The organism is Phenylobacterium sp. T106, assembly GCF_057219735.1.
The window spans coordinates 128242-152774 of sequence record NZ_JBXVWA010000006.1; the positions used below are offsets into that span (position 1 = coordinate 128242).

The following is a 24533-nucleotide window of genomic DNA, read 5'->3' on the forward strand; positions in this document are numbered from 1 at the left end:
CCATGCATCCGTTCTTCCGCCCCAAGCGCGCGCTGTCCTCCGCGCCCGAGAGCACGCCCTACCGCCGCGCCGGCCAGGTCTGGGACGATCGCATGGGGCTCAGCCTGGCCCACGCGCGCAACTGGCGGCGCATGGCCTTCGCCAACCTGGCGATCGCCGCCTTCCTGGGCGCCGGCTGGTGGATGCAGGCGCGGCAGGCGGTGGTGAAGCCGTTTGTCGTGGAGGTGAGCCAGTGGGGGCAGACCCAGCGGATCACCGCGCTCGGCGGACGCTACGAGCCCACCGAGGCCCAGGTCGGCCACGCGCTCGCGGGCTGGATCCGCAACGTCCGCGCCAAGTCGGTGGACCCCGTGGTGATCCGCCAGAACTGGCTGGCGGCCTACGACCTGGTGACCCCGAGGGCCGCGAGCTTCCTCAACGCCTGGGCCCAGGCGCAGGACCCGTTCGCGGAGGTCGGCCGAGAGGCAGTCAATGTCGAGATCCTGAATGTCGTGCGCCGGAGCGGCCGCACCTACGACCTGCAGTGGCGCGAGACCCGGTTCGTGAACGGCCAGCAGGCGGGCCAGGACCGCTGGCGTGCGCTCATCACCATCAAGCTGCAGCCCCCGAAGACGGAGGCGGAACTGCTCAAGAACCCCATCGGCATCCGCATAGAGGACGTGTCATGGACCCCGGACGCCTCTTGATCCTGCCGGCTGCGGGCCTTGCGCTCGCCGCCTGTTCGTCCCTGCCTCGGCTGGAGCTCGCGGACGCGCTGCGGGGACGGCCGACCTCGTCGGCGCCCGACGCCGCCAAGACCGATCCCGGGCCGGATGCGCTGGCGGCGCCAGCGCCTCAGGCCGAGGCGCGCACCTTCACCGCCATGGCGCCCATTCCCAACCCTGAGGCGTCCGGCGCGCGCACGAGGCCGGCGGCCTCGCCGCCTTCGCCCAGGCGGACGGCCGACGCGGGCGGGTCCGGCCGCCCCGCCATCGCGGCGGCCAATGCTTCGGCCCGCGAGACCTCGCGGTCGCGCGCCTTCCTGGGCGGGGTCCAGGTGTTCGCCTACGATCCCGGCCGTGTGTACGAGGTCTGGACCGCGCCCCTGCGGGTCACCACGCTGACCCTCTCGCCGGGCGAGACGGTCACCTCCAAGGCCGCCGGCGACACGGTGCGCTGGCAGATCGGGGAGACCCAGTCCGGCGAGGGGCCTAGCCAGCGGGCCCACGTGATGATCAAGCCCCTCCAGCGCGGCCTCGAGACCAACCTGGTGCTCACCACCACGCGCAGGGTGTATCTGCTGCAGCTGCGCAGTGGATCGCCGGACGCCTTCAACGCCGCGGTAACCTGGGATGTCGGATCGCTGCTGGAGCCGCCCGGTCCCATCGCGGCGTCTCCGGAACCCGTCCTGGCCGGGCCCCAAGGGCCGCTGGACGCCGGCTTCCGTATCGAGGCCAAGGGCCGGCGGCCTGTCTGGACGCCGTCCGCGGTCCTGACCGACGGCGTGCGCACCTTTCTCACCTTCCGGACCGGGCTTGCGGGCGGCGAGGCCCCGGCGCTGTTCGCGCTCGACGCGCGCGGCCGGGGGCAGCTGGTGAACTACCGCCAGCAGGGCGGCCTCTGGGTCGTGGATCGGGTCCTGGATGTGGCCGAGCTGCGGGTGGGCGGCCGGCGGCCGCAGGTGGTCCGCATCGAACGCGCGGAGGCTCCTCATGACCGCTGACGCCCCGGCCGACCCGGTGGAGCCCGCCCGCAAGACGCCGATGCCGCCCCTGGAGACCCGCGCGCCCCGCCCGCCGGTCGTGCGGCTTCGCAAAGGGGTGGTCACCGGAGCGGTCATGGCCGGCGCGGGCCTGGTGGCGGGGTCCCTGGCCTGGGCCTTCGTGGTCCAGCCCGACCTGCGGGCCCGCGCCCGCGAAGCGCGCCTTGAGGCGCAGCCGAGCGAGGCGCGTGGCGCCGTCCGGCCGAGCGATCGGGTGACCGGCGCCCCCGCCACCTATGCGCAGCTCGACCGTCTTCCGGAGCCGCGCCGCATGGGCGCCGGGCCGGAGCCGCAAGCGCGCCGGCACGAGCCGCCGATCCCGCGTGCTCCGCGGGCGCGGCCCGCCGCGCCGCCGCTCTCGGACGAAGCGCGCCAGTCCAGTCTGTTCTTCAGGCAGGACGCCTCGCGCGGTGCGGCTACGGAGGTCGCCGGCGCGGGTCTACCGTCCGCCGACTACGGCGCCGTCTACAATCGCCACAGCCTGCTCGCGCCGCTCAGCCCGTACGAGGTGAAGGCCGGCGCCCTCGTGCCGGCCGTGATGCTGACCGCCGTGGACACCTCGCGCGCGGGACCGGTGACGGCGACCGTGTCGGAGAACGTGTTCGACACCGTGACCGGCCGGCACCTGCTGATCCCGCAGGGCGCCCGGCTCATCGGCCGGCACGAGGGCGAGAGCCGCCATGGCGACGGACGCGCCTTCATCCTCTGGGAGCGGCTGATTCTTCCCAACGGAAAGAGCCTGGTCCTGCCCAAGGAGCCCGGGGTGGACGCCCAGGGCGCAGTGGGCTTGAAGGGCGAGGTCGACCGCCGGCTCTTCCCGCTGGCGGTGGCGACGCTCGTCGCTGGCGCGATCACCACCCTCGGTCAGTTGGCGCGCGACGAGGACGAGGGGTCCCGCGGACTGCTGGGCGACGCAGGCGACGCCGCCTCCATCGAGGCGGCGCAGATCGGCGGCAAGCTCATCGACCGCGAGCTCGAGGTCCGGCCGAAGATCCGGCTGCGCGCCGGCTCCCGCGTGCGGGTGTTCGTCACCCGCGACCTCATCCTGGAGCCCTACCGTCCATGAGACCTACCGCTCTCTTGGCCATCGGGGCCGCGGGTGTCCTTGGCCTCGCCGCGGCGGCTGCGGGACGGCAGAGCACCGTGCTGGTGAACGAGACCCACAGCCTCCCTCCCGGCCTCTACTTGCGGATCGACGCCCCGCCGCGGCCCGGCGCCATCGTGTCGCTCCGGCCGCCGCCCGCGGCGAGGCGCTACCTGGAGGATCTCGGCGCGCCCGCCCAGGCGCGCCTCTTGAAGCGGGTCGCAGCCGGCCCGGGCGAGCTCGCTTGCCATGATGGAACGGCGCTGCGCTGGCCGCGCGGACAAGTGAGCGCCCTTAGCCGAGACCGCCGCGGGCGAACGCTGCCGGCCTGGCGAGATTGCCGCTTACTTCGATCCGACGAGCTCCTCGTGGTGGGGGCCGCCGCCACGAGTTTCGACAGCCGGTATTTCGGGCCCGTCAGCCGCGACGCCGTCGAGGGTGTCTATCGGGAGATCTGGACATGGTGAAACGGCGGATGGTGGCGGCCTTTGCTCTGCTCTTTGCGACGCCGGCTCTGGCGCAGCCGGGCTGGCGGGAAGCGGGCGGCGACATATTCGTCGGCGGCGACCGCGGGCAGGGGGCGGCGGAGGCCGCGGAGGACGGGCCCATCTCGCTCCCCGAGAGCCGGCAGCCATTCGCGTCGGCCGTTGCCGCCGCGGCGGCGCGCCACCGGATCGATCCCAAGCTCCTGCACGCGCTGGTCGCTGTGGAGAGCGCCTACCGACCAGACGCGGTTTCGCGCGCCGGAGCCGGCGGGCTCACCCAGCTCATGCCGGATACAGCCGCGGACCTCGGTGTGGCCGACCGCTTTGACCCAGACGGAAATCTGGCCGGGGGCGCCGACTACCTGGCGCGGCAGCTGGCCCGCTTCGGCGACGTGAGGCTCGCGCTCGCGGCCTACAACGCAGGTCCCGAGCGGGTGGCTCGCCTCGGCCGAGTTCCACCCATCGCGGAGACGCGCGCCTACGTGGGAGCCGTCGTGGAATGCTACCTAGCCCTCTCGGCCGGGCGGACGGTGCGGACCTCCCGTGATTGCCGAGGCCACGCGCCATGACGGACTGCGATCCTGCCTCGATCGGCGAAGCCGAGGAGCGCGACGAGGACCTGCTCACGCGCACCCAGGCGTCGGCCTATCTCCTGCGGTTTCAGATCGGCCTCAAACCCGCCAGTCTTGCCCGCATGTGGTCGGTGGGCGGCGATGGACCGCCCTGCCGGCATATCCGCAACAAGCCCTACTATCCGCGCGGCGAACTTCGCGACTGGGCGCTGCGCCAGCGCACACCTTTGCGCGTGAGGCAACCAAATAGAACGCCCATCAATCGGGAGGACGGCCAGAGATGACCCATTGGAAGGATTGCCTGGACCCGGACTCACGCGGACGCCGATACCTGCCCTGGAAGGAAGTGGCCCGAACCGCGTGCCTCAGCCGCACTACGGCTTGGCGGCTCCAGAAGCGCGGCGAATTCCCCGCTCCCTACGTAATCTCGCCGGGTCGCGTCGGCTACCGGGAGGACGAGGTAGAGGCCTGGATCGCCTCTCGCGATGTCCGAGCCCAGATAAATGGGACGCGCGGGCCTGTGAGGGACGCGGCAGCGCCAGAGGCGCCCCTGCAAGCGCGGCCCCCGGAGACCAGCGACCCAGGCTCGCCCCCGTTCACTCACGAGGAGTCTCGTCGTGCCCCGTCGGAGCCGGCGCACCGGCCTAGCCAGGCACGGCGGGAGGGGGCGCGACGCAGCGAGCATGCTCGAGCGATCGCGCAGCAGATCAGGTTCGACTTTTAGTGGCAGTATGGGAGGGCGGCTCGGAGCCTGTAAGCGCTCAGCCAGCCGACCCGGCGGGGAGCTGCCAGGTCCTGGCGGCCAAGCCGGCGATCGCCGCCGCTATCGTGGGGAACTCGGCGGGGGGTAGCTCGTGGCCGACGCCAGGCAGGACCTGGAGCTCGGCGTCAGAAATCCCCTCGGCGAGGGCTTGGCCGTTAGCTAGCGGCAGGATCGGGTCTTCGTCCCCGTGCAGCACGAGCACCGGCTGAACGATGCGGCGAAAGGCGGCTTTCCAGTCACCCCGGGTGTCGACCGCGGCATGGTTGAAGGCGCTTGCCGGGCTGGGCGTGCGCGTGAGGACGGCGGCGGCCTGGGCACGGGCGGCTGCCTCGTCGAAAGGGTAGGCTGAGCCGGCGCAAAGACGAGCCACGCCGGTGAGGAAGGCGAGAGCCGCCTCCCGGTCGGACCAGTCGAGGTGGGAGAGGGTCTCGAAGTGGTCGAGGAAGTCCGGGGCGATTTGCGGCAATTCGGGGCCGTCCCAGCCGAGCGGCTCGGCCCCGATCAGGGTAAGCGAAGTCACGCAATGAGGGGCCGAGAGCGCGGCGACTTGACCGACGTACCCCCCCAACGACATGCCGACGACGTGGGCGCGGGCGGCGCCATAAGCGGCGATGACAGCTGTCAGATCGGTAGCCAGATCCTCGACGCTGTATCTCGCGGCGCCAGGCGCAACCGTTGTGGAGAGCCCGGTGTCGCGTTGGTCATAACGGACGACACGAAAGCCGTGGGCGGCGAGCGCTTCGCAGAGCGAAGCTGGCCAACCCAGCATCGAGCAAGTCGCCCCCATCACCATAACAATCAGGGGAGCGTCGGGCGCGCCGAAGGCTTCCGCCGCGATCTCAACATCGCCGATCACCAGTCTGTCCATCGTGGTCTCTCCCTCACTCGCGGCCAGAATGAACAAAAGGCGATCGTGCTTTCGAAATAGCGCCGGAGACGTCGGTAGATCGCGCGTCGCGGTCGCAAGGATCGCAGGGCGTCCGCTCTCAAGACGGCGGTGTCGCCAAACGCCCCCCTCGGCCGCGAGGGGGGCTGTGACCAGGGGCGAGGCACGGAAGCGGCGTCACCCATCGCGGCGTCGCGCCGCGATCGCGGCTGCGCCTTCCAAGATGAGGTCGATCGCAAACTGGTGGCTGGCGGCGAAGTCCCACGTCTTCGGCGCGACTATCTGGGTGAGGTGACTGTAGCCAAGCTCCGCCATGGCCGCCTGGTCGGCCAGGGCAGGGTCGAGCCCCTCCGATCCGCCACTGACTTCATAGGCCGCTTGGCTGAGCGTGGCGGCGATCAGCAGGTAGTAGGTCCTCAGGGCGTCGAGGTCATCCAGCCCGGCTTGGTTTAGGGCTCGCAGTGTCACCTCGAGGGGGGCGAAGACGCGCTGTGAAGCGACGCCGTCTTCACGGAGCAGGAACGGAAGCCCGGGATGTCGCAGGCACAGGGCCCGCATCGCCTCGAAGCAATGGCGGATCTGCTCACGCCAATCGGGGAGCCCGCCGTCGAACTCGACCTCTCTAAGCATGTGGTCGGCGACGGCGGTGAGGAGGTCGCGCTTGTTGGCGAAGTGATTGTAGAGCGCCATCGGCGTCACGTTCATCGTGTTCGCCAGGCGCCGGAGTGATAGCTGAGCCGGACCCTGATCATCTGCGAGCCGAATCGCCGCTTCGAGCAGCTTTAGGCGCGAGAGGTCGCGTCGGCGCGCCCGACGATCCGCCGCCGCAGCCGCGGGGGTGGGGTCGCTGTCCACGCCCGATCTAGCCCAGAAGCGCGACAACGGTGAGCGATATCAAGGCGAGGCTCGCGAAGACCGCCCGCACCACGTGCGACCACTCCCAAAGGTTCCGCAGGCGACGCCAATCGCCATCCGCCTCTTTTCCGGGTCGAAAGAACAGCCGGCCTGCGGGACCGATAGGGGCGTCCTTGAGCCAAGCTTGGTTCACTTGGTGGGTGCAGGCCCAATAGGTCAGGTGTGTGGCCGCCAGAAGCAGGGTCGCGGCCAGCAGCCACGGGAAGGCGTAGGAGTCGCTGGGCGTGAGGAGGAGCAGCAGCGGCGCCGTCACGAGCGCGCCGACCTCGCCGACAAGCCCTCCAACTGTGAACCCAGGATAGTAGATGGTCTGGACCTGCCGATAGGTAGGTTCGTCGAGGCGCCGCTTGCCGGGGAACTCAAGCGCGTGAGCCAGACTTAGGCCCGTCGTGATCGCGGTGAGAAGCAACGCCACCGCCGTAAGCACAAGCGTCACCCGCCTCTCCCTCTGCATATATACACCGTATATATCACGCCTTCTGCAGCACGGAGGCCTCACTGTCAAAGCTGAAACTGGTCGGTATGCCCCCGAGCGGCGAGCGGCGAGTGGCGAGCGGCGAGCGGCGGCGTCGATGGCGGCTTTCCGGTGGGCGCAAGCTGCAGGCCGGCCTCAGGAGAGCCGGCGCCAGAGGGCTTGGCCGATCGGCGACGCAGCTTGGCGACCGTGGAGGGCCGTTCGCGGGCTTGGCGCCGGCGGCAACCCCTGTGCGACGCGCACCAGCCCCCTGAGACGCGCCCGGCGCGGTGAGACGCCGATGCCGAGGCCGGCCCGTACTCCGGCCATCAGGGCGCCGGCGTCCTCGCCCTCAAAACCGATACAGTAGGGACGCCCGGCCTCCACGAGACGACGCTCGGTTTCCATCCGCCAGGCGCAAGGCGCGCGCCAGAGCACCAGAGGCAGCGGCGTTTGGCCGGCGTCGAAGCCGGGGGCGGAAATCCAATCCAAGGCCTCGGTGCGTGTCGCCAGCGGCGCCTCAGGCAGCACGCCTTCCGGACCGATAACCACGTCGAGGGCCGTTCGGCGATGAAAGCGGTCGAGTTCCGGGGCGCTGGCGCAGACCACTTCGAGGTGTTGGCCAGGGTGCGCAGTCTGTATGTCGGCGACGAGCTTGCCGATATCGCCGGCGAACACTTCGCGAGCGACTCCCGCCACGATTGAGTTGCGGGATTTCGAGTGGCGGAGGCCGGCGAGTTCGTCGGCCGCCTCAAGCAGTCGTCCCGCAGCGGCCAGGAGCCGTTCGCCATCGGCGGTCGGCGCCACGCCCACATTGGTCCGCAGAAGCAGGCGAGCGCCTAGTTGGTCCTCCAACCTGCGGATCTGCTGACTGAGCCTGGGTTGGCTCCGCCCGAGCACATCTGCGGCGCCGCTGATCGACCGGAGCCGGACGGCGAGGACGAAGCCGCGGACGGCGGCGATATCGAGGTCTACCGCCATTGCAGATCCTTATGGCCCGACCGAAACAGTTTGGGGATATAAAGATATCCTTATGTCAAGTTACGCTGAACCTCCAGTCCGGAGGAAGCCCATGCGTCGGTCCGCGGCCCCGAATCTGCTCACAGTCATCCCGCTCTTTGCCCTCACCGGCGTCAGCCTGCTTGCCACCGACATCTATCTGCCCGCCTTGCCCTTGCTGCCGGAGGCGCTCAACGGCAGCGCGGCGCACGCGCAAGCAACGGTTGCGGCGTTCTTCGCGAGCTTTGCGGTTTTCCAGCTGATCCACGGCGCCTTGGCCGCGCAGTGGGGGACGAGGAGGGTGCTCGTCGCGGGGGGCGGCGTCTTCCTGGCCGCCACCCTGCTCGCCGGCTGCGCCCAAAACCTGGAATGGCTGATCGCCGCGCGGGCCCTGCAGGGGGCTGGGGCCGCGGCCGCGCCAGCCCTGGCGCCTGCGCTTCTACGACGAGCGGCGGACGACGCGACCAGCGTTCGTCTGCTGGCTCGCCTCGGCATGTGCGAGTCTCTGGTGCCGGCGCTCGCGCCGTTTCTCGGCTGGGCAGTGATCGCGGGTTGGGGGTGGCGCAGCGCATTCTGGCTCCTTGCCGCCGCCGTGGCCGGCTCCCTCGCGCTCCTGTGGGGCTGCCCGAACATCACGGCCGGACGTTCCGCTGCGGCAAGCCGACCGCGTCTGGCGGCGGGGTACGTCGCCGCGCTGAAAAGCCGGTCCTTCTGGAGTTTCGCCCTGGGCTATTCCACCGCCTTCGGCGCCCTCATGACCTATGTGACCGCCGCGCCGCGACTGCTCGATCAGACGTTCGGGGTCTCAGGCGCGGGCTTCGGGCTCCTGCAGGTCATGATGGTGGCGGCCTTCATCGCCGGGTCGAGCTTTGCCGGTCGCTGTTTCGATCGGCTTGGTCGGGACGGCACGATTACGCTCGGCTGGCTGGGGCTCGCCGGCTCGGCACTGGGCCTTATGGGCGTCTGGTTGTCCCCGGGGCCGCCCTCCGTGGCGGCGTTCGCACTGGCTATGCTGCCGTCTCAACTGGGCCTGGGGCTACGCTTCGGCGTCGCGATGTCCGCGGCGGTGGGAAGCGTGGAAGGGCATCAGACGAGCGCGAGCGCGTTGGCGACCTTCATGTGCTTCGCCCTCGCCGGGGCCGGCATCGGACTGAATTCCCTGCTGCTGGAGCTGGGGGTCGGAGGAACGGCCCTTGTCGTGGTCGGCTTCTCGGGACTGAGCGGAGCGGCTCTTCTGCTGCGGCCTGCCTCGGTTCTCAGCGACGCGGCGGATGGGCCTGGCGCCGTGAGCGACGCCGGCACAGGATCAAGGACTGGGTATAGCCTGTGATGATTGCCGCAAGCTGCCACTGCGGGGACGTGCGCCTCACCGTACGCGCCGCGCCCGATGAGGTGACCGACTGCAACTGTTCGATTTGTCGACGCTACGGCGCCCTTTGGGCCTACTACCCTCCGGCCGCCGTCGATGCGCCCGCCGCGGGAACGACGGAGGTGTACGAATGGGACGACCGCTCCATCGGCTTCCACCGGTGCCGCACCTGCGGCTGCGTTACCCATTGGAGGTCCAACGACGGCCGGAATCGCATGGGGATCAACGCGCGCCTGTTCGAGCCCGCGGTCCTAGCGAACGCCCGGCGGCGCCATCTCGACGGCGCTGTGACCGAGGCCTATCTGGACTGAGGCGGCGGGGCCGGCGCACTCGTACGGGCGAAGGGCTGTCGGGCCGTCGACCGTCATGTGCGCCACGCGACGCCGGCCTCCCCGACGATCAGCTGTTCTGGCCAGCGGGCCAGAAGCGCCTGGGCGCAGGCGCGTAGTCCGCTGACCGCGCTAGCGATGCGGCGTTCGCTGAAGCGAGCCACGGGGCCGGCAAGCGAAAGGGCGACGCGTCCGCCCTCCTGGGAAAGCGGAACGGCGACGCAAAAGAGGCCCTCGGCGACCTCGCCCTCATCCAGTGCGTAGCCGCGCTCCCGGACCGCCGCCAGTTCCGCCCGCAGGCCCTGCGGCTCGGTGATGGTGCGCGCCGTCAGGGGGACCAGGGGGCCCGACGCGAGATAGGCCTCCAGCCGCTCGGGAGCCATTGCGGCGAGCAGCGCCTTGCCGATCCCGGAGCAGTAGGCCTCCAGCTGTTCGCCTTCCCGGGTGAACGGCAGCGTGTGGCCCGACTCCGCCTTGACCAGATAGGTGACCATTTCGCCCTCCAGCAGGCCGAGGTGGGCGGCGACCCCGAAGCGCGTGGAGAGCGCCGATAGAAGGGGCCGGGCGAGACCTTGCAGGGCCCGGCGGGGACACGCTTCGTGTCCCAGCGCCGCAAGGGCAGGTCCGGCCATGTGCCGGCCGTGCCCGACGCGAAGCAGGAGGCCGCGGAGTTCGAGCGTGCGGATGAGCCGCCGCGCGGTGGCCGGCGGTATGCCAAGCGCCCGCGCCTGGGCCGCAGAACTCGAGGCGCCGCCCGTGCGGGCTGTTCGCGCGAGAAGGTCCAGCGCCTTGTCGAGGCTCGTGGCGCCACCGCCGCTTGCGTCGTGCGTCATCCGCTCACTATGTGAGCAGTCGCCCAGCTCGCCAAGTTCCGCCCCGGGCGCGCGACTGTACAACAGCCCCAGAGAGTGGAGCGGAGCAGCCGAGTGACCAGCAGCCATGACGCCGTCGCCGCGTCCTTGAGAAAGGCTTACCGGGACGGTCCTATCGAACCGTTGCGGCCTCACTTGGCCCCGAACGACCAGGCGGCCGCCTACCTCATCCAGCGTCACAACACGCAGATCTGGCTGGCGGAGGGTCGACGCATCGTCGGCCGGAAGGTCGGCCTGACCTCCAAGGCGGTCCAGCGTCAACTCGGCGTGGAGCAGCCGGACTACGGCGTCCTTTTCGAGGACATGCGTCTGCCCGACCTGGGGGTCCTGGACTTTGCGCGGACCCTGCAGCCCAGGGTCGAAGCGGAAGTGGCCTTCGTCCTGGCCGCCGACCTGGACGACCCCTGCGCCACCCGGGACGTCGTGGCCGCCCATGTCGACCTCGCCTTTCCGGCGCTGGAGATCGTCGACAGCCGGATCGCAGACTGGAAGATCACCTTCGCCGACACCGTGGCGGACAACGGCTCGTCTGCGTTCTTCGTGCTCGGCAAGGAGGGCCGGCCGCTGGACGGGCTGGACCTCTACAGCTGCGGGATGGTGCTGGAGGTCAATGGCGAGGTCGCGTCGGTCGGCGCCGGCGCGGCCTGCCTGTCCCACCCCCTGGAAGCCGCCGCCTGGCTGGCGCGGACCCTGGCGACAGCGGGCGAACCGCTCCGGGCCGGCGACGTAATCCTGTCGGGCGCGCTGGGTCCAATGGCGGCGCTCGCCCCCGGAGATGTCGTGCGCGCTACGATCGGCGGCCTGGGGGGCTGCGGGTTCTCGGTGTCGGAGCATCGCCCATGACGGCCAAGGTCAAGACGGCGATCCTCGGATCGGGCAACATCGGCGTGGACCTCATGATCAAGATCCTGAGGACGTCGCCTGCCGTGGAGGTCTGCGCTATGGCCGGGATCGATGCGGCGTCCGATGGCCTGTCGCGGGCGAGGCGTATGGGCGTGGCCGTGACGCACGAGGGGATCGAAGGTCTCGTGCGGCTGGCCTGCTGGGACGACATCGCCATCGTCTTCGACGCCACCTCGGCGGCGGCGCACCCCCGGCATGCCGAGGTGTGCCACGCCGCCGGCAAATCGATGATCGATCTGACGCCGGCGGCGCTCGGCCCTTACGTGGTGCCCGTCGTCAACGGCGAGGCCCACCTGCAGGCCTCCAACCTGAACATGGTGACCTGCGGCGGCCAGGCGACGATCCCCATCGTGGCGGCCGTCTCCTCGGTGGCGACGGTGCGGTACGCGGAGATCGTCGCCTCCATCGCCTCGAAGTCGGCCGGGCCCGGCACGCGGGCGAACATCGATGAGTTCACGCAGACGACCGCGCGAGCGATCGAGACCGTCGGCCGCGCAGAGCGCGGGAAGGCCATCATCATCCTGAACCCCGCGGAGCCGCCGATCATCATGCGGGACACCGTCTACACGCTCTCGGTGGGGGCGGAGCCGCATGCAATCGAAACGGCGGTGACGACGATGGTCGACGCCGTCCGGCGATATGTCCCCGGGTACCGCCTCAAGCAGCCCCTGCAGTTCGAGCGCTTCGGGTCGAACGATCCCGTTGTCATCCCCGGGTATGGCGCGTTCGAGGGCATCAAAACCAGCGTGTTCCTGGAGGTGGAGGGCGCCGCCCACTATCTTCCGTCGTACGCGGGCAACCTCGACATCATGACCTCCGCCGCCCTGGCGACCGCCGAGCGTGTGGCGGCCGCACGCTTTCCGGCGCGCGCGGCATGACGACGCCCGCCCCTCTCTATATCCAGGACGTCACCCTCCGGGATGGCATGCACGCCGTGCGCCACCGCTATGGCGTCGATCACGTCAGGAGCATCGCCCGAGCGCTGGACGAGGCCGGCGTCGACGCGATCGAGGTCGCCCACGGAGACGGGCTCAACGGCTCGTCCTTCAACTACGGCTTCGGCGCCCACACAGATACGGACTGGATCGAGGCCGTCGCCGATGTCGTCCGCACCGCGCGGCTGACCACCTTGCTTCTTCCCGGCATCGGCACCGTCGAAGACCTGCGCCGTGCGCATCGCCTGGGCGTCACCTCGGTACGCATCGCCACCCATTGCACGGAAGCCGATGTCGCCCGCCAGCATATCGGCGCCGCCCGGGACCTCGGCATGGACACCTGCGGCTTCCTGATGATGAGCCACATGGCCGCGCCCGAGGCGCTCGCCGAGCAGGCGCGGCTGATGGAAAGCTACGGCGCGGAGTGCGTATACGTCACCGACAGCGGGGGCGCGCTGGACATGGACGGCTGCCGTCTCCGGCTGGAGGCCTACGACCGCGTGCTCAGACCGGAGACGCAGCGGGGCATCCACGCCCACCACAACCTCGCCCTGGGCGTCGCCAACGCCATGGCGGCGGTCCAGGCCGGTGCGGTCCGCGTCGACGCAAGCCTCGCCGGCATGGGGGCGGGCGCCGGCAATACGCCCCTGGAAGTCTTCATCGCGGCCGCCGACCGCAAGGGATGGCGGCATGGCTGCGACCTGTTCAAGCTCATGGACGCCGCCGAGGATCTGGTGCGTCCTCTGCAAGACCGACCCGTTCGGGTCGATCGCGAGACGTTGAGCCTCGGCTACGCCGGCGTGTACTCGTCCTTCCTGCGCCACGCTGAGAAGGCGGCGGTCGAACACGGGCTGGATGCGCGGACCATCCTCATGGAGGTGGGACGTCGGCGAATGGTGGGCGGGCAGGAGGACATGATCACCGACGTGGCGCTCGACCTGGCGCGGGCCGCGCGATGATGAACGGCGCGGCGGGCGCGCCGGTTCTCACGTGAGCAGAAGTCCCCCGTCGATGACGTATTCGGCGCCGGTGATGTAGGCGGCCTCATCGCTGGCGAGGAAGGCGATCAGCTTCGCCACCTCCCCCGGCTGCCCGAAGCGCCGCAGTGGAACGCCGGGAAGCTCGAGTCCGGCCATTGACGCGGCGGGGTCGCGTCCGCGGGCCCGTCTGGACATCGGCGTGTCGATGGCCCCCGGGAGCACGGAGCAGACCCGAAGTCCCCATTCCGCCCACTCCAGAGCGGCCGTCTGGACCAATCCCCGGACAGCCCACTTGCTTGCGGCGTAAGCCCCCCGGCCGGCGTGGGCCATGGCCCCGGACACCGAGGACACGTTGATGAGGCAGCCTTGCCGATGAGGGCGCATGAGCCGCGCAGCGCCTTGCAATCCGAGGAAGGCGCCGATCACATTGACGTCCAGATGCTGACGGAGATCGCGGGCCTCAAGCTCGAGCATCGGCGCGTCCCGCAGGAAGCCTGCGCAGTTCACGAAGACATCGAGCCTGCCGTCACCGCGCGCGATAGAGGCGTACAAGGCATCCCACGCTGCTGGGTCGCAGACGTTCAGCACCTGCGCTTCGGATGACGCGCCAATCCTGGCCTGCGTCCTCGCGAGTCCGTCGCCGTCCTGGTCCACGAGAAGCACTTGGTGCCCACGGGCCGCGAACTCCACCGCCGCCTCGGCGCCGATGCCGCTTGCAGCGCCCGTCACCATGACGCGCTTGGGCTCCCGCGTGTTGTCCATTGTGGCGCCTCCCCTGGATTGTATATGGTATGCGATAATAACAGGCTGCTTCGCATGATCGAGGCGGTCGGGGGATGCGCCCGCGCATTGAACAGGCCTACGCGATGAACGCCAGCATCATGCCCCTGGGGGACAGACCGGCCCCCGTCACCGACCTGATCTACGATCGCCTCTACGCCGCCCTCATGGACGGAGCCTTGCCGTCTGGCACCATCCTCGCCGAGCAGACCCTGGCCGATCAACTTGGGGTTTCGAAGACGCCGGTCCGCGAAGCTCTGCTTCGGCTGCGGGAGAACGGCCTCATCGAGCCGGTGGGCAAGCGCGGCCTCAGGGTGACGCAGATCTCCGACGACGACTTGCGGCACATCATGGATATGCGCGAGGCGCTGGAGCGCTACTGCGCTGGTCGGGCGGCGGTGGAGGCCGATGCGGAGAGGGCGGAAATCCTGGCTGCGGCGCAGGCGTCGCTGCAGGAGGCCATGCAAAAGAACAGCCTCGGCTTTCACTACCATGACCGGCGGTTCCACGCCGCCATCACGCGGTCGATCGGCAATCCTCGGATCCAAGCCCAGATCGAGGATCTCGTCGCCCTGGTGAGGCTGCGTATCCGCAAGGACGAGGTGTTCCCGACTCCCGACACCATGGTGGACTGCGCGCGGCGCCATGTGCTCATCGCCGAAGCGATCTGCGACGGCGACGCGGCGCGCGCCGAGCGCGAGGCGGTCGAGCACATCCGACACGTGCGCGATCTGCTCCTGTCGCAGGCCGAGCTCGAAAGCGCCGCCTGACCCGCCGCACCCAGGACCGATCCCTGGTCCGGCCTTTACGACGCGCGCCGCCTCGTTCAGCTGCGGCTCAGGACCGCCCGGATGCCCGCGAGGGTGGCCGGGTCTTCGATGGTCGCCGGCGTCGGCGCGTCCTCGCCGTCGGCGATCCGGCGGATCGTCGAGCGCAGCACCTTGCCGGAGCGGGTCTTGGGCAGCGCCGAGACGAGGTGAACGGCGCGGAAGGCCGCCACGGGGCCGAGTTCATCGCGCACGCGTTGCACAATCTCGGAAACGAGCGCCGTTTCGGGCTGGTGGACACCCGCCTTGACGACGACGAAACCAATGGGGGTCTGCCCCTTGATCGGGTCCGCCGCGCCCACGACGGCGCACTCGGCGACGGCGGGATGGGCCGCGATCACCTGCTCGATCCCGCCGGTGGAAAGTCGATGGCCCGCGACGTTGATGATGTCGTCGATACGGCCCATGACGTGTACGAAGCCGTCGTCGTCGATGAAACCGGAATCGCCCGTCAGATAATACCCGGGGTGTCGGCTGAGATAGGAGGCCCGACAGGCCTCGGGATTCGCCCACAATCCCGTGAGGGCGCCGGGCGGCAGCGGCAGCTCGATCACGAGATCGCCGGTGACGTTCGCGTCCACCGGACGGCTGTCGGGACCGACAGCGTGGAGAATGTAGCCTGGGACGGGACGTCCGGCGCTTCCGGCCTTGGTCTTCGTTTCGCCGAGGCCGAGGCAGGTGGTCAGCGCCGGCCAGCCCAGTTCGGTCTGCCACCAGTTGTCGATCACGTTGACGCCGAGCGTTTCGCGCGCCCAGGCCAGAGTCGATGGGTCGGCGCGCTCGCCACCGAGGAACAACGCCCTCAGACGGCCGACGCCCTGGCGGGCGTGGACGCCCTCGGGGTCCTCGCGGCGGATCGCGCGGATCGCGGTGGGGGCGGTGAAGAGCACGTCGACGTTGTGCTCCCGGGCCACACGCCAGAAGGCGCCGGGATCGGGGGTGCCGACCGGCTTGCCTTCGTAGAGGATGCTGCAGCAGCCGAGAAGCAGGGGGGCATAGACGATGTAGCTGTGTCCGACCGCCCAGCCGATGTCCGAGGCGGCCCAGTAAACCTCGCCCGGTTGCACGCCATAGACATTTGGCAGACTCCAGGCGAGGGCCACGCAATAGCCGCCGTTGTCATGCACGACGCCTTTCGGCGTCCCCGTCGTCCCGGAAGTGTAGAGGACGTAGAGGGGATCAGTCGCCGCGACCGGCTGGCAGGGCGCGGCGGGCGCGTCCCTCAGCTCAGCCTCCCAGTCGAGATCGTCCGGCTTCAGTTCAGCTCGGTGCTGCGGTCTCTGGAGAACGACGACGGTGGGTGGCGGGGCTTGCGCCAGAGCCAGCGCCTGGTCAACCAGCGGCTTGTACTCGACGAGGCGTGCAGGCTCGAGCCCGCACGACGCCGTCAGCAGCAATCGCGGTCGGGCGTCATCGATCCGCTTGGCCAGTTCGGCCGGTGCGAAGCCGCCGAACACGACGGAATGGATCGCGCCGAGCCGGGCGCAGGCGAGCATCGCAAAGACCGCCTGCGGCACAGCCGGCATGTAGATCAGCACCCGGTCGCCCTTGGCGGCTCCCAGTCGGGCAAGCATCCCGGCGAGCCGTTCCACCTCGTCGAGCAGCTGACGGTAGCTGTAGCGGCGGACCTCGCGGGCCATCGCGCTGTCGTAGACGAGGGCCGGCTGGTCGCCGCGGCCGGCGAGCACATGGCGGTCGATGGCGTTGAAGCAAGTGTTGATCACGCCATCGGCAAACCAGTCCGCTGTTCCATCGGGGCGCAGCGTTCGGGCCACGCTAGGCGGCGTCACCCAGCTCAGCTGCTTGGCCGCCTCGAGCCAGAACCCCTCGGGATCTGTTCGAGCCCGCTGGCAGGCCCGATCATAGGTGCTGAGCATTGCGGTCTCCATGGCGGCTCCAGCCGAAGGGAGGCGCCGAGCGGGTGTCGGTTCAGTAGCGGACTTGGACGCCCACCCCGACGCGGCGTGGCTTCTCATAGCTGCCGTACGTACCCAGAGGGCCGGGCGTGAGCTGCTGGAAGACCTTGGCGTTCGTGAGATTGGTCGCCCAGACGCTCAGTCTCAGCCGCTCGTCCTCCGAAGACCAGGCGACTTCGCCGCTCACCAGGGTATGCGGCTTCTGGACCGCGACGTTGAGGAAATCGTGGTAGACCTCGTCGCTGTAGAAGACCGAACCGTTGATCGTGAGCTCGCCGCCGCGCAGCGGATGGGTCCAATCCGCGCCTACGTGCACCGTGTTCCGCGGCGCCCGGATCAGGTCGTTGCCCGATACGTCGCGCGTCGCGGTGAGGTTGCCACCCTCAGGAAGCGGTATGTAGACCTGAGCTTCCGGAAAGTTCTTGTAGGTCGGGTCGAGGTGACTGGCCGAGATGCGGAGGTTCAGCTTGGGCGTCAGGGCAGCCACGACCTCGATCTCGCCGCCTCGCACCTGAGCGGTCGCGGCGTTCTGGAGCAGATAGGTCGCGCCGTCGGGGGCCCGCGCCTGCACCTGCAGGTCCTCATAGTCGTAGTGGAAGACCGCCAGATTGGTGCGGAGCCAGGGCAGGGGATCGGCCTTGATCCCGATTTCGAAGGCCTGGATCGTCTCGGGAGCGGTCGCAAGGGTCGAGGTGCCGTAGGCATTGTAGACGCCGCTTTTGAAGCCGGTGCTGTAGCTCGCGTAGACATTGGCGTCCTCGGCGAACTGGTAACGGAGCGCGGCCCGGTAGGTCCACTTGCTGAAGGTGTCCTCCTGCTCCGGGAACAGGGGGGCGGCGCCGGCCGAGGTGACGAACTTCCGCTCCTCCCAGCTGTACCGCGCGCCGAGGGTCAGGAAGATCTGCGGCGTGAGTTCATAGGCGCCCTCGGCGAAGCCCGCGTACGAGGTGGTCTCCACGTGCGGGACGAGCGTGCGGATCGTCACCGGGGCCGCGGGGCCCGAAGCGATGAAGAAGTCCACCCGCGTGTCGACCTCCTGATAGAAGGCATAGAGGCCCGCCGTCCAATTGAGGGGGCCGCCGTGCCGGGACAGCAGCCGAACCTCCTGGCTGACGGACTCCGAGGCGAGCTCGACGGCGTTGCGCGTCAGCGGCACGGTCGAGGCGTCGGAGTCGGAACGTTGTTTGACGTCGCTGCGCTGGAAGGCGGTGATCGTCTCCAGGCCGACGGGGCCGAGCTCGAGATTGCCACGAAGCGAAGCGCTGTAGCGCTGGAAGGCGAGCAGCGGCACAAGGTTCAGCGATACTTCCCACGGTTGGTCAGGCACCACCGTGCCCGGGAAGGCGGCCCCACGGGTGTTGCCTCTGTAGGGCTGCACAGCGTTCGACTGGTTGTCACGCGAGTCGGCGTAGCCCACCGTGAGCACGAAGCGGGCGGTCGAGCTTGGCTCAAAAAGCAGCTTGCCGCGGAGGTCCAGGACTTCACCCTGGCCAACCCGTCCACCGTTCGCCAGGTCACGGATGTAACCGCCGTTGCGGCGGTAGAGGGCGGAGAAGTCGGCCGCCAGGTTTTCGGTCAGGCCGCCGGTCGCATAGGCGCGGAAATCCAGATCTCCCCGGCCCCGTATCACTCCAGCCCTCGCGGCGAGACGGCCCGCAAGCTCGTACTTGGGGTCGGGCGTGATGATGTTGATCAGCCCGCCCGTGGCGTTGCGACCGAAGATCGTGCCCTGCGGCCCGCGCAGGATCTCGACCCGCTCGACTTCGACCAGCTCAAGCAGGGTCGAGTAGGGGTTGGCTTGGTAGACCCCGTCTACGTAAACCGCGACGTTCGACTCGTCCCCGGGCGAAACGCCAGCTGAGCCGACCCCGCGGATCACCGGCTGGGTGACGCCGAAATTGCGACCGCCGTTGAAGGACGGCGCAATATTGGTGAGCTGCCGGAGGTCCGTCACTCCGGCCGCCTGCAATGCCTTAGCCGAGACCGCGGTGACAGTCACCGGGACTTCCTGCAGCCGTTCTTCGCGGCGGGTAGCGGTGACCACGACCTCTTCGAGTGCTGCCGCCGCAGGCGGGTTCGAGCCTGTGTTTTGGGCCGTCGCCGGGGCGCCGGCAGCGGTCACGAGGGCGGCGGCCGAAGCCGACGCAATGAACCTGAGCATCTCCATCCCCCATTTTTTGAATATCGTATTCCATATTCAGTGTCGGCGCTGAGTCAATCGAGCAGCGCCGGTTGACAGCATTTTCGCGTATCATATATCGAATATGAAACTGTGAGGGGCTGATGAAGATCGAACACCGGGTCGCTAAGACCGAGGGCTACGAGACGCGCTATCTGGAGCTCGGCGAGGGCGCGCCGCTGGTGCTGATCCACGGGGGTGGCGCGGGCGCTGACGCGGAAGGCAACTGGGCCCGCATCATGCCCGCCTACGCCGCGGCGGGCTTCCGTGTGATCGCCTACGACATCGTCGGCTTCGGCAACTCGCACGCACCCGATCCAGCCGGCTTCACCTATGACCAGGCCGGCCGCAACCGGCAGCTTCGCGCCCTCCTAGACGACCTCGACATCCCCTCTGCCTGCATCATCGGGAATTCGATGGGCGGCGCGACGGCCCTCGGCCTTGCCATGCTGGACCCGAGCCGCATCGACAGGATGGTGCTGATGGCGAGCGCGGGCCTGAACCATGACACCAAGTCCGGCCTCGCCCCGCTGCTCAACTACGACTTCACGATGGACGGCATGCGGCGCATCGTGGGGGCGCTCACCAATCCCGACTTCGTCATCGACGAGCGCATGGTCGAGTATCGGTATCGGCTGTCGGTGGAGCCCGGGGTGAGGCGCGCCTATTCGGCGGTGATGGGCTGGATCCGCGAGCAGGGCGGACTCCATTACGACGAAGACGACATCGCGCGGGTGGAGGTCCCCACGCTCGTGGTCAGCGGAAAGAACGACGGGGTGATCCCGCTGGCGGACTCGCTCCGGATGATGGACCTTCTGAAGCAGTCGCACGGCTACTTCATCCCGAACTGCGGCCACTGGGCCATGATGGAGTATCCGGACCTCTTCGCCGAGGTGACGATCCCGTTCCTCAAGCGGCTCGGCTGAGGGCGGGCCCGGCCGTGCCCCGATCAGCCGAGATCGTACGAACCAGAGGGCTGGCCTCGCATGTGCTCCAACAGGGCGAGGGGGCGCCGCTCCTGCTCCTCCATGGAGCTGGCCCAGGGATAGACGCGGCCATGAACTGGTCGGGGCTGATGGAACGGCTCTCGCCGATGCGGCGTTGCATCGCGCCCGATCTGACGGGCTTCGGCCGGAGCGCCCAACCGCACCCCGCGCCCTCTGGTCAGCGCGCCTGGGCCTTGGCGCGGGCCGAACAGGTGCTCGACCTTCTCGACGCCCTGGACCTGGACGCCGTCGATGCGGTGGGGAACTCCCGGGGCGGCGGGGCGGTGCTGCTCCACCTGCTGCGCATAGCGCCGCAGCGGTTCGGCCGCGCGGTGGTGATGGGGGGCGGAGGTTTCCCCGCCGGAACACCGCCGCCGCCGGACGTCAGCCGGATCGGCGATTTCTACGCCAGCCCGACACTCGAGCGCATGGCGGACATCGTCGGCCTGTTCGTGCACGACGTCGCATCCCTACCGGAGCCGCAGGACGTGATTGCGCGTCGCCGTTTCCAGCAGGCCATGGCGCCCGGGGCCGCTGCGGCCTTCCAGGCGATGGCCGGCGGCGAGCTCTTCGATCCCGATGACCTTGGCGCTCTGTCGGGCGCAATGACGCCCTTGCTCCTCGTGCACGGCGCGGAAGACCGGGTCTCCCCTCTGGCGACAAGCGAAGCTCTGCGGGCGTGCATCCCACACGCGCGCCTCGTCGTGCTGCCCGCAGCCGGACACTGGTCGCACATCGATCAGGCGGCCCTCTTCAGCGGACTGTTGATCGACTTCTTTTCCGGCGCGCCGGATGCGCCTACCTCGGGAGTTGCCGCACCATGACCCACGCTCAGGACTCCGTTCGACGGGGCGGGACGCTCGCGACGGTGGAGGACGAGATTACGAGCGGACGGTTCAGCCTGCCGCTCTCCGTCTTCGCCGACCCGGAGCTCTTCGCCCTCGAGCAGCAAACGCTCTTCCGCCGCACCTGGAACTTCCTGGCCCACGAGACGGAGATCCCTCGGCCAGGAGACTATGTGCTGCGCTATATCTGCAACGATCCGTTCCTGGTGGTTCGCGGTGCGGATGGCGTGATCCGCGTGCTCTACGCTGTGTGCCGCCACCGGGGCATGCAGATCTGCCGGGCCGAGGCCGGCAACACCAAGCGCTTCACCTGTCCCTACCACGGCTGGATCTACACCAACGACGGCTCGCTGATGGGCGTGCCGGAACTCGAGAAAACCTACGGCGCCGACTTCGCCCGTCAGGACTGGGGGCTGCTTCCGATCGCCCGGATGGAGGCCCGCAACGGCTTCATCTTCGGCAACATGGACCCCGCTGCGCCGTCGCTGGCGGAGTTCATGGGAGATTACGCCTGGTACTTCGATTTCTGGTCACGGCGGACCGAGGGCGGCCTCGAGGTGCGGAGCGCACCGCACAGGTTCGTGGCGCCGGCGAACTGGAAGCTGGGCGTGGAGAACTTCTTCGGAGACGCCTACCACACCATGACCTCGCACCGCTCGACGATCGACTCCGGGCTGCTTGCGGTCCAGGGGCGGGTGAATTGGCGGGCCGAAGGCGTGCATTACAACGCCGGCGGCGTCGGGGGCGGCGGCTTCTCAAAGTTGCCGGTGCTCGGTCACATCGACGGCGTTCCCGAGGAAGTGGAGGCGGCGATCCGCGCCTGGCTGTCGCCTGAGCACCAGGAGGTGCTCTTCGAGCGCGGCTTCCTACCGGCCTCGGGCACCATGTTCCCGAACCTTTCGTTCGTGAGCGTCGCGGTCGCGATCGACGAAAGCCACGAGCCGGTTCGCTTCACGACCTTCCGTCAGTGGCGGCCGCTCGGCCCGGACACCATGGAGATCATCTCCTGGTGCGGCGTCGATAAGGAAGCCCCGGACGCCTGGAAGACCCGCTCGGAGACGGCCTACAGCGCCTCGTTCGGTTCCTCCGGAATGCTGGAGCAGGACGACACCGAGAACTGGGGTTACATCACCGCGGCCGCGAAGGGGGCGGCGGCCCCGGGCTTCGGCATGAACTATCGCATGGGCCTGAAGGCCGACGGCAGTCCGCTGGTGGATCCCCTGACCGACTGGCCTGGCCCGGGCGCGGCCTTCCCGCTCAGCTATGCCGAGCACAATCAGCGTCAGTTCTGGCGCACGTGGTTGAACCTGGTGAAAAGGACCGCGGCATGACCGACGCGCAACTCCATTTCGAGGTCAGCCAATGGTTGTTTGCCGAGGCCGAACTCCTCGACACCCGCCGGCATCGCGAATGGCTGGGCCTGCTGACGCCGGACGTGCAGTACTCCGTCCCGGTCCGGGTCACCAAGCACGCGGCCGAGGGCGACGGGTTCCAGCCGCGGGGCCTGCATTTCGAGGACAACTTCTTTACGCTCGAAAAGCGCGTGATGCGGATGGAGACCGCCTATGCCTGGGCCGAGGATCCGCCGTCCAGGACCCGGCACTTTGTCACGAACGTCCGGGTCGTGACTGACGAGGCGGGGGATCTGCGGGTTCGTTCCTCTCTCTTCCTGCATCGGAGCCGCGGGGACACCGTCGTTTCCGAACAGCTCAGCGGCGAGCGCCACGACCTGCTGCGCCGGCGTCCCGAGGGACTGCGGCTGGCGCAGCGGATCGTCTGGCTCGATCACTCGACCCTGCCGGTCCAGAATATGGCGATCCTGCTTTGAGGAGCCGTCGGTGAGCGTGCATGCCCTCCAACGCGTGATGTTCAATGTGGTGCAGGCCTACGGCGAGAACCCGCACTTCGATGTCCGCGACTTCACCCGGGGCCTGCCGTCAGGTCTTCGTGAGGCCGTGGAGGAGGGCAGGATCGCGGAGCTGGCCCGCGCCGGGGCGCATCCCTGTCTGCTGATCGTCTTCGCCTATGCGATGAATGTGCAGCGGCCGGCCTTCATTCAGGATCTTCCGGAATTTCCGCTGGCTGAGGAGGCTCCCAGATGGCGCGCCTGATCGGCGGCTTCTGCGCGTCCCACGCCCCGGGGCAGGTCGTTCGGCGCGAGGCGGCCGGAGCGGCCGCTTCCCAGTTTTCGGAGGCCGTGGCCGGGGCGGTGGCGCGCCTGCGCCTGTTGTCGCCGGACCTGGTGATCGTCTGTTCGGGAGAGCATTTCACCAACTTCCCGCCGAACGCCATCCCGCAGGTCGCGATCGGGGTTGGGGCGGACCATGCGGCCCCGGCCGAGCCTTGGATGAAGATCGCGCGTCAACGGGTGCCGGGGGCACCGGAGGTCGCGGCCGACCTTGCGCGGCGCCTGCTCAACGCGGGGTTCGATCCTACCACCAGCGGCGAGCTGACCCTCGATCACGGCATCCTCACCGCCTACCATGCGCTCACGAGCCAGCTCGACGTGCCGCTCATCCCCATCATCCAGAACACGCTCGTCAAGCCGATGATGCCGCTGCGGCGCTGCTTTGAGTTGGGCGTGGCGATCGGCGAGGCGCTCAACCGCCACGAAAAGGATCTGAAGGTCGGGTTCATCGGCACGGGCGGGCTGTCGCACTGGATCGGCACCCGCCGCGACGGAGAGATCGACGAGTTGTTCGATCGCTGGTTCCTCGAGCGCCTGGAGGAGAACAGGATCGATGAGCTGACGGTCCTTCCGGACTCTGAGCTCGATCACGCGGGAACGGGCGCACATGAGGTTCGAAGCTGGCTCGTCGCGGCCGGCGCGTTGCGTCACCTCCGACCCGAGATCCTATTCTACAGCCCCGTGCCGGCCTGGATCACCGGCATGGCCGTCGTGCAGTACGTTTGACGGAGCTTATGGAGGCGCCTGGCTGAGCTGGGAGTCGCGCAATCCGCGGACCGCCCCTGGCGACGAACCTCTTTCGTATGCGCCCGGCGACAGCGGGGGAGCTTGGCTTAGACGCAGGATGGACTGACGCATGGCCCACCTCGAGTTCTTCTTCGACCTCTCCTCGCCTTGGACGCGGCTGGCGTTCCACAATGTGCGGCCGATCATCGTTGAGACGAGAGCTACCGTCAGGTGGCGGCCGTTCCTCGTCGGCGGCGTCTTTAACGCCGTGAACAACGGCGTCTATGCCATGCGCTCCGAGCCGGACAATCCGAAGAGCCGGCATGCCGCCAAGTGGCTGGGGGACTGGGCCAGACTGGGGGGTGTACGGATGAATTTTCCTTCGCCGTTCCACCCCCTGAAGTCGGTGCATGCGATGCGGGTCTGCTGCGCGCTCGAGGACGATCAGGACGCGCTCGTCCGCTTCGCCGAAGCCGCATTCGAAGCCTATTTCGGCGATCAACAGAACCTGGATGACCTCGACGTCCTCGTCGCTGTGGCGGACCGGGCGGGGCTGGTGGGGCGGTCGCTTGCCGCCCGCTCGACGGCAGAGGACGTGAAGCGGCGCCTCAGGGCGAACACCCAGGAGGTGATCGATCGAGGAGGCTTCGGCTCCCCGACGATATTCGTCGACAGACGCGAGATGTTCTTCGGGAACGATCAGCTTCCGCTGGTGCGCCAGGCTCTTGTCGACGCCTCGCGCTGAGCGGCTCTGACGCTTGAGCCGGCGGTCGCGACCCGCGGATTGTCGGCCCCGATT

28 protein-coding genes are annotated in these 24533 nt (G+C 69.0%); 20 read left to right on the forward strand and 8 right to left on the reverse strand.

All coding sequences use genetic code 11. From position 1 onward, the window contains the following. Positions 1-2: 2 nt before the first annotated feature. The 7 genes from trbF to AC2D8W_RS15060 are packed head-to-tail and all read left to right on the forward strand — an operon-like array spanning position 3 to position 4606. The gene (gene trbF / locus AC2D8W_RS15030) at positions 3-686 is read left to right on the forward strand and encodes a conjugal transfer protein TrbF (RefSeq protein WP_484672189.1); all 684 of its coding nucleotides are present in this window, start codon (positions 3-5) and stop codon (positions 684-686) included. Beyond that, positions 665-1702: a TrbG/VirB9 family P-type conjugative transfer protein gene (locus AC2D8W_RS15035; RefSeq protein ID WP_484672190.1), complete on the forward strand. Its 1038-nt coding sequence runs from the start codon at positions 665-667 to the stop codon at positions 1700-1702. The genes trbF and AC2D8W_RS15035 overlap by 22 nt, the downstream gene beginning before the upstream one ends. After that, positions 1692-2807: a TraB/TrbI/VirB10 family type IV secretion system protein gene (locus AC2D8W_RS15040; protein WP_484672191.1), complete on the forward strand. Its 1116-nt coding sequence runs from the start codon at positions 1692-1694 to the stop codon at positions 2805-2807. The genes AC2D8W_RS15035 and AC2D8W_RS15040 overlap by 11 nt, the downstream gene beginning before the upstream one ends. After that, the gene (locus AC2D8W_RS15045) at positions 2804-3292 is read left to right on the forward strand and encodes a S26 family signal peptidase (RefSeq protein WP_484672192.1); all 489 of its coding nucleotides are present in this window, start codon (positions 2804-2806) and stop codon (positions 3290-3292) included. The genes AC2D8W_RS15040 and AC2D8W_RS15045 overlap by 4 nt, the downstream gene beginning before the upstream one ends. Continuing rightward, positions 3286-3879 (forward strand): lytic transglycosylase domain-containing protein, encoded by a 594-nt coding sequence (locus AC2D8W_RS15050; protein ID WP_484672193.1) that lies wholly within the window; start codon positions 3286-3288, stop codon positions 3877-3879. The genes AC2D8W_RS15045 and AC2D8W_RS15050 overlap by 7 nt, the downstream gene beginning before the upstream one ends. Further along, positions 3876-4166 carry a hypothetical protein gene (locus AC2D8W_RS15055; protein ID WP_484672194.1) on the forward strand — a complete coding sequence of 97 codons (291 nt, stop codon included), beginning with the start codon at positions 3876-3878 and terminating at the stop codon, positions 4164-4166. The genes AC2D8W_RS15050 and AC2D8W_RS15055 overlap by 4 nt, the downstream gene beginning before the upstream one ends. Further along, entirely contained in the window at positions 4163-4606 is a 444-nt protein-coding gene (locus AC2D8W_RS15060; RefSeq protein WP_484672195.1) for a helix-turn-helix transcriptional regulator, read from the forward strand. Before AC2D8W_RS15055 ends, AC2D8W_RS15060 begins: the two co-directional genes overlap by 4 nt. Positions 4607-4643: 37 nt before the next feature. On the opposite strand, the gene AC2D8W_RS15065 is transcribed toward AC2D8W_RS15060, so the two are convergent. From AC2D8W_RS15065 to AC2D8W_RS15080, 4 genes are all read right to left on the reverse strand, one after another. Further along, complete coding sequence (locus AC2D8W_RS15065; RefSeq protein ID WP_484672196.1) at positions 4644-5513, reverse strand: alpha/beta fold hydrolase; 870 nt, start codon at positions 5511-5513, stop codon at positions 4644-4646. Positions 5514-5708: 195 nt separating this feature from the next. Further along, the gene (locus tag AC2D8W_RS15070) at positions 5709-6386 is read right to left on the reverse strand and encodes a TetR/AcrR family transcriptional regulator (RefSeq protein WP_484672197.1); all 678 of its coding nucleotides are present in this window, start codon (positions 6384-6386) and stop codon (positions 5709-5711) included. A gap of 7 nt (positions 6387-6393) precedes the next feature. Beyond that, positions 6394-6882, reverse strand: a complete 489-nt coding sequence (locus tag AC2D8W_RS15075) for a hypothetical protein (RefSeq protein WP_484672198.1) — start codon at positions 6880-6882, stop codon at positions 6394-6396. Between the two features lie 174 nt (positions 6883-7056). Continuing rightward, positions 7057-7881: a LysR family transcriptional regulator gene (locus AC2D8W_RS15080; protein ID WP_484672199.1), complete on the reverse strand. Its 825-nt coding sequence runs from the start codon at positions 7879-7881 to the stop codon at positions 7057-7059. A 91-nt stretch (positions 7882-7972) separates the two neighbouring features. Between AC2D8W_RS15080 and AC2D8W_RS15085 the strand changes: the two genes are divergently transcribed. Together AC2D8W_RS15085 and AC2D8W_RS15090 are read left to right on the forward strand one after the other, a co-directional pair. After that, a complete protein-coding gene (locus AC2D8W_RS15085) occupies positions 7973-9229 on the forward strand; it encodes an MFS transporter (protein ID WP_484672200.1) in 1257 nt (418 codons plus the stop codon). After that, a complete protein-coding gene (locus AC2D8W_RS15090; RefSeq protein WP_484672201.1) occupies positions 9229-9579 on the forward strand; it encodes a GFA family protein in 351 nt (116 codons plus the stop codon). The genes AC2D8W_RS15085 and AC2D8W_RS15090 overlap by 1 nt, the downstream gene beginning before the upstream one ends. 53 nt (positions 9580-9632) lie before the next feature. Here AC2D8W_RS15090 and AC2D8W_RS15095 read toward each other — a convergent pair whose 3' ends face one another. After that, positions 9633-10430, reverse strand: a complete 798-nt coding sequence (locus AC2D8W_RS15095; protein ID WP_484672202.1) for an IclR family transcriptional regulator — start codon at positions 10428-10430, stop codon at positions 9633-9635. Between the two features lie 174 nt (positions 10431-10604). Here AC2D8W_RS15095 and AC2D8W_RS15100 point away from each other — a divergent pair, with 174 nt between their 5' ends. From AC2D8W_RS15100 to dmpG, 3 genes are read left to right on the forward strand one after another with little or no spacing between them, the layout of a single operon-like run. Beyond that, a complete protein-coding gene (locus AC2D8W_RS15100; RefSeq protein WP_484672203.1) occupies positions 10605-11312 on the forward strand; it encodes a 2-keto-4-pentenoate hydratase in 708 nt (235 codons plus the stop codon). Continuing rightward, complete coding sequence (locus tag AC2D8W_RS15105) at positions 11309-12250, forward strand: acetaldehyde dehydrogenase (acetylating) (RefSeq protein ID WP_484672204.1); 942 nt, start codon at positions 11309-11311, stop codon at positions 12248-12250. Before AC2D8W_RS15100 ends, AC2D8W_RS15105 begins: the two co-directional genes overlap by 4 nt. Beyond that, positions 12247-13266, forward strand: coding sequence for a 4-hydroxy-2-oxovalerate aldolase (dmpG, locus tag AC2D8W_RS15110; RefSeq protein WP_484672205.1), 1020 nt, complete (start codon positions 12247-12249; stop codon positions 13264-13266). The genes AC2D8W_RS15105 and dmpG overlap by 4 nt, the downstream gene beginning before the upstream one ends. 27 nt (positions 13267-13293) lie before the next feature. Here dmpG and AC2D8W_RS15115 read toward each other — a convergent pair whose 3' ends face one another. Then, positions 13294-14049, reverse strand: coding sequence for an SDR family NAD(P)-dependent oxidoreductase (locus tag AC2D8W_RS15115; protein WP_484672206.1), 756 nt, complete (start codon positions 14047-14049; stop codon positions 13294-13296). Positions 14050-14123: 74 nt separating this feature from the next. Here AC2D8W_RS15115 and AC2D8W_RS15120 point away from each other — a divergent pair, with 74 nt between their 5' ends. Next, the gene (locus AC2D8W_RS15120) at positions 14124-14837 is read left to right on the forward strand and encodes a GntR family transcriptional regulator (protein ID WP_484672207.1); all 714 of its coding nucleotides are present in this window, start codon (positions 14124-14126) and stop codon (positions 14835-14837) included. A gap of 56 nt (positions 14838-14893) precedes the next feature. Here AC2D8W_RS15120 and AC2D8W_RS15125 read toward each other — a convergent pair whose 3' ends face one another. Next, complete coding sequence (locus AC2D8W_RS15125; RefSeq protein WP_484672208.1) at positions 14894-16771, reverse strand: AMP-binding protein; 1878 nt, start codon at positions 16769-16771, stop codon at positions 14894-14896. 52 nt (positions 16772-16823) lie between these two features. Further along, positions 16824-18977 carry a TonB-dependent receptor gene (locus tag AC2D8W_RS15130; RefSeq protein WP_484672209.1) on the reverse strand — a complete coding sequence of 718 codons (2154 nt, stop codon included), beginning with the start codon at positions 18975-18977 and terminating at the stop codon, positions 16824-16826. 116 nt (positions 18978-19093) lie between these two features. Between AC2D8W_RS15130 and AC2D8W_RS15135 the strand changes: the two genes are divergently transcribed. The 7 genes from AC2D8W_RS15135 to AC2D8W_RS15165 all read left to right on the forward strand — a co-directional run bounded on the left by AC2D8W_RS15135 (position 19094) and on the right by AC2D8W_RS15165 (position 24479). After that, entirely contained in the window at positions 19094-19915 is an 822-nt protein-coding gene (locus AC2D8W_RS15135) for an alpha/beta fold hydrolase (RefSeq protein ID WP_484672210.1), read from the forward strand. Positions 19916-19977: 62 nt separating this feature from the next. Continuing rightward, positions 19978-20799: an alpha/beta fold hydrolase gene (locus AC2D8W_RS15140; RefSeq protein ID WP_484672211.1), complete on the forward strand. Its 822-nt coding sequence runs from the start codon at positions 19978-19980 to the stop codon at positions 20797-20799. Then, positions 20796-22151 (forward strand): aromatic ring-hydroxylating oxygenase subunit alpha, encoded by a 1356-nt coding sequence (locus tag AC2D8W_RS15145; RefSeq protein ID WP_484672212.1) that lies wholly within the window; start codon positions 20796-20798, stop codon positions 22149-22151. Before AC2D8W_RS15140 ends, AC2D8W_RS15145 begins: the two co-directional genes overlap by 4 nt. Beyond that, positions 22148-22648 (forward strand): 3-phenylpropionate/cinnamic acid dioxygenase subunit beta, encoded by a 501-nt coding sequence (locus tag AC2D8W_RS15150; RefSeq protein ID WP_484672213.1) that lies wholly within the window; start codon positions 22148-22150, stop codon positions 22646-22648. The genes AC2D8W_RS15145 and AC2D8W_RS15150 overlap by 4 nt, the downstream gene beginning before the upstream one ends. A gap of 10 nt (positions 22649-22658) precedes the next feature. Further along, entirely contained in the window at positions 22659-22931 is a 273-nt protein-coding gene (locus AC2D8W_RS15155; protein ID WP_484672214.1) for a hypothetical protein, read from the forward strand. Next, positions 22919-23734, forward strand: a complete 816-nt coding sequence (locus AC2D8W_RS15160; protein WP_484672215.1) for a DODA-type extradiol aromatic ring-opening family dioxygenase — start codon at positions 22919-22921, stop codon at positions 23732-23734. The genes AC2D8W_RS15155 and AC2D8W_RS15160 overlap by 13 nt, the downstream gene beginning before the upstream one ends. A gap of 130 nt (positions 23735-23864) precedes the next feature. Then, positions 23865-24479, forward strand: coding sequence for a DsbA family protein (locus AC2D8W_RS15165; RefSeq protein ID WP_484672216.1), 615 nt, complete (start codon positions 23865-23867; stop codon positions 24477-24479). The last annotated feature ends 54 nt before the right edge of the window (positions 24480-24533 follow it).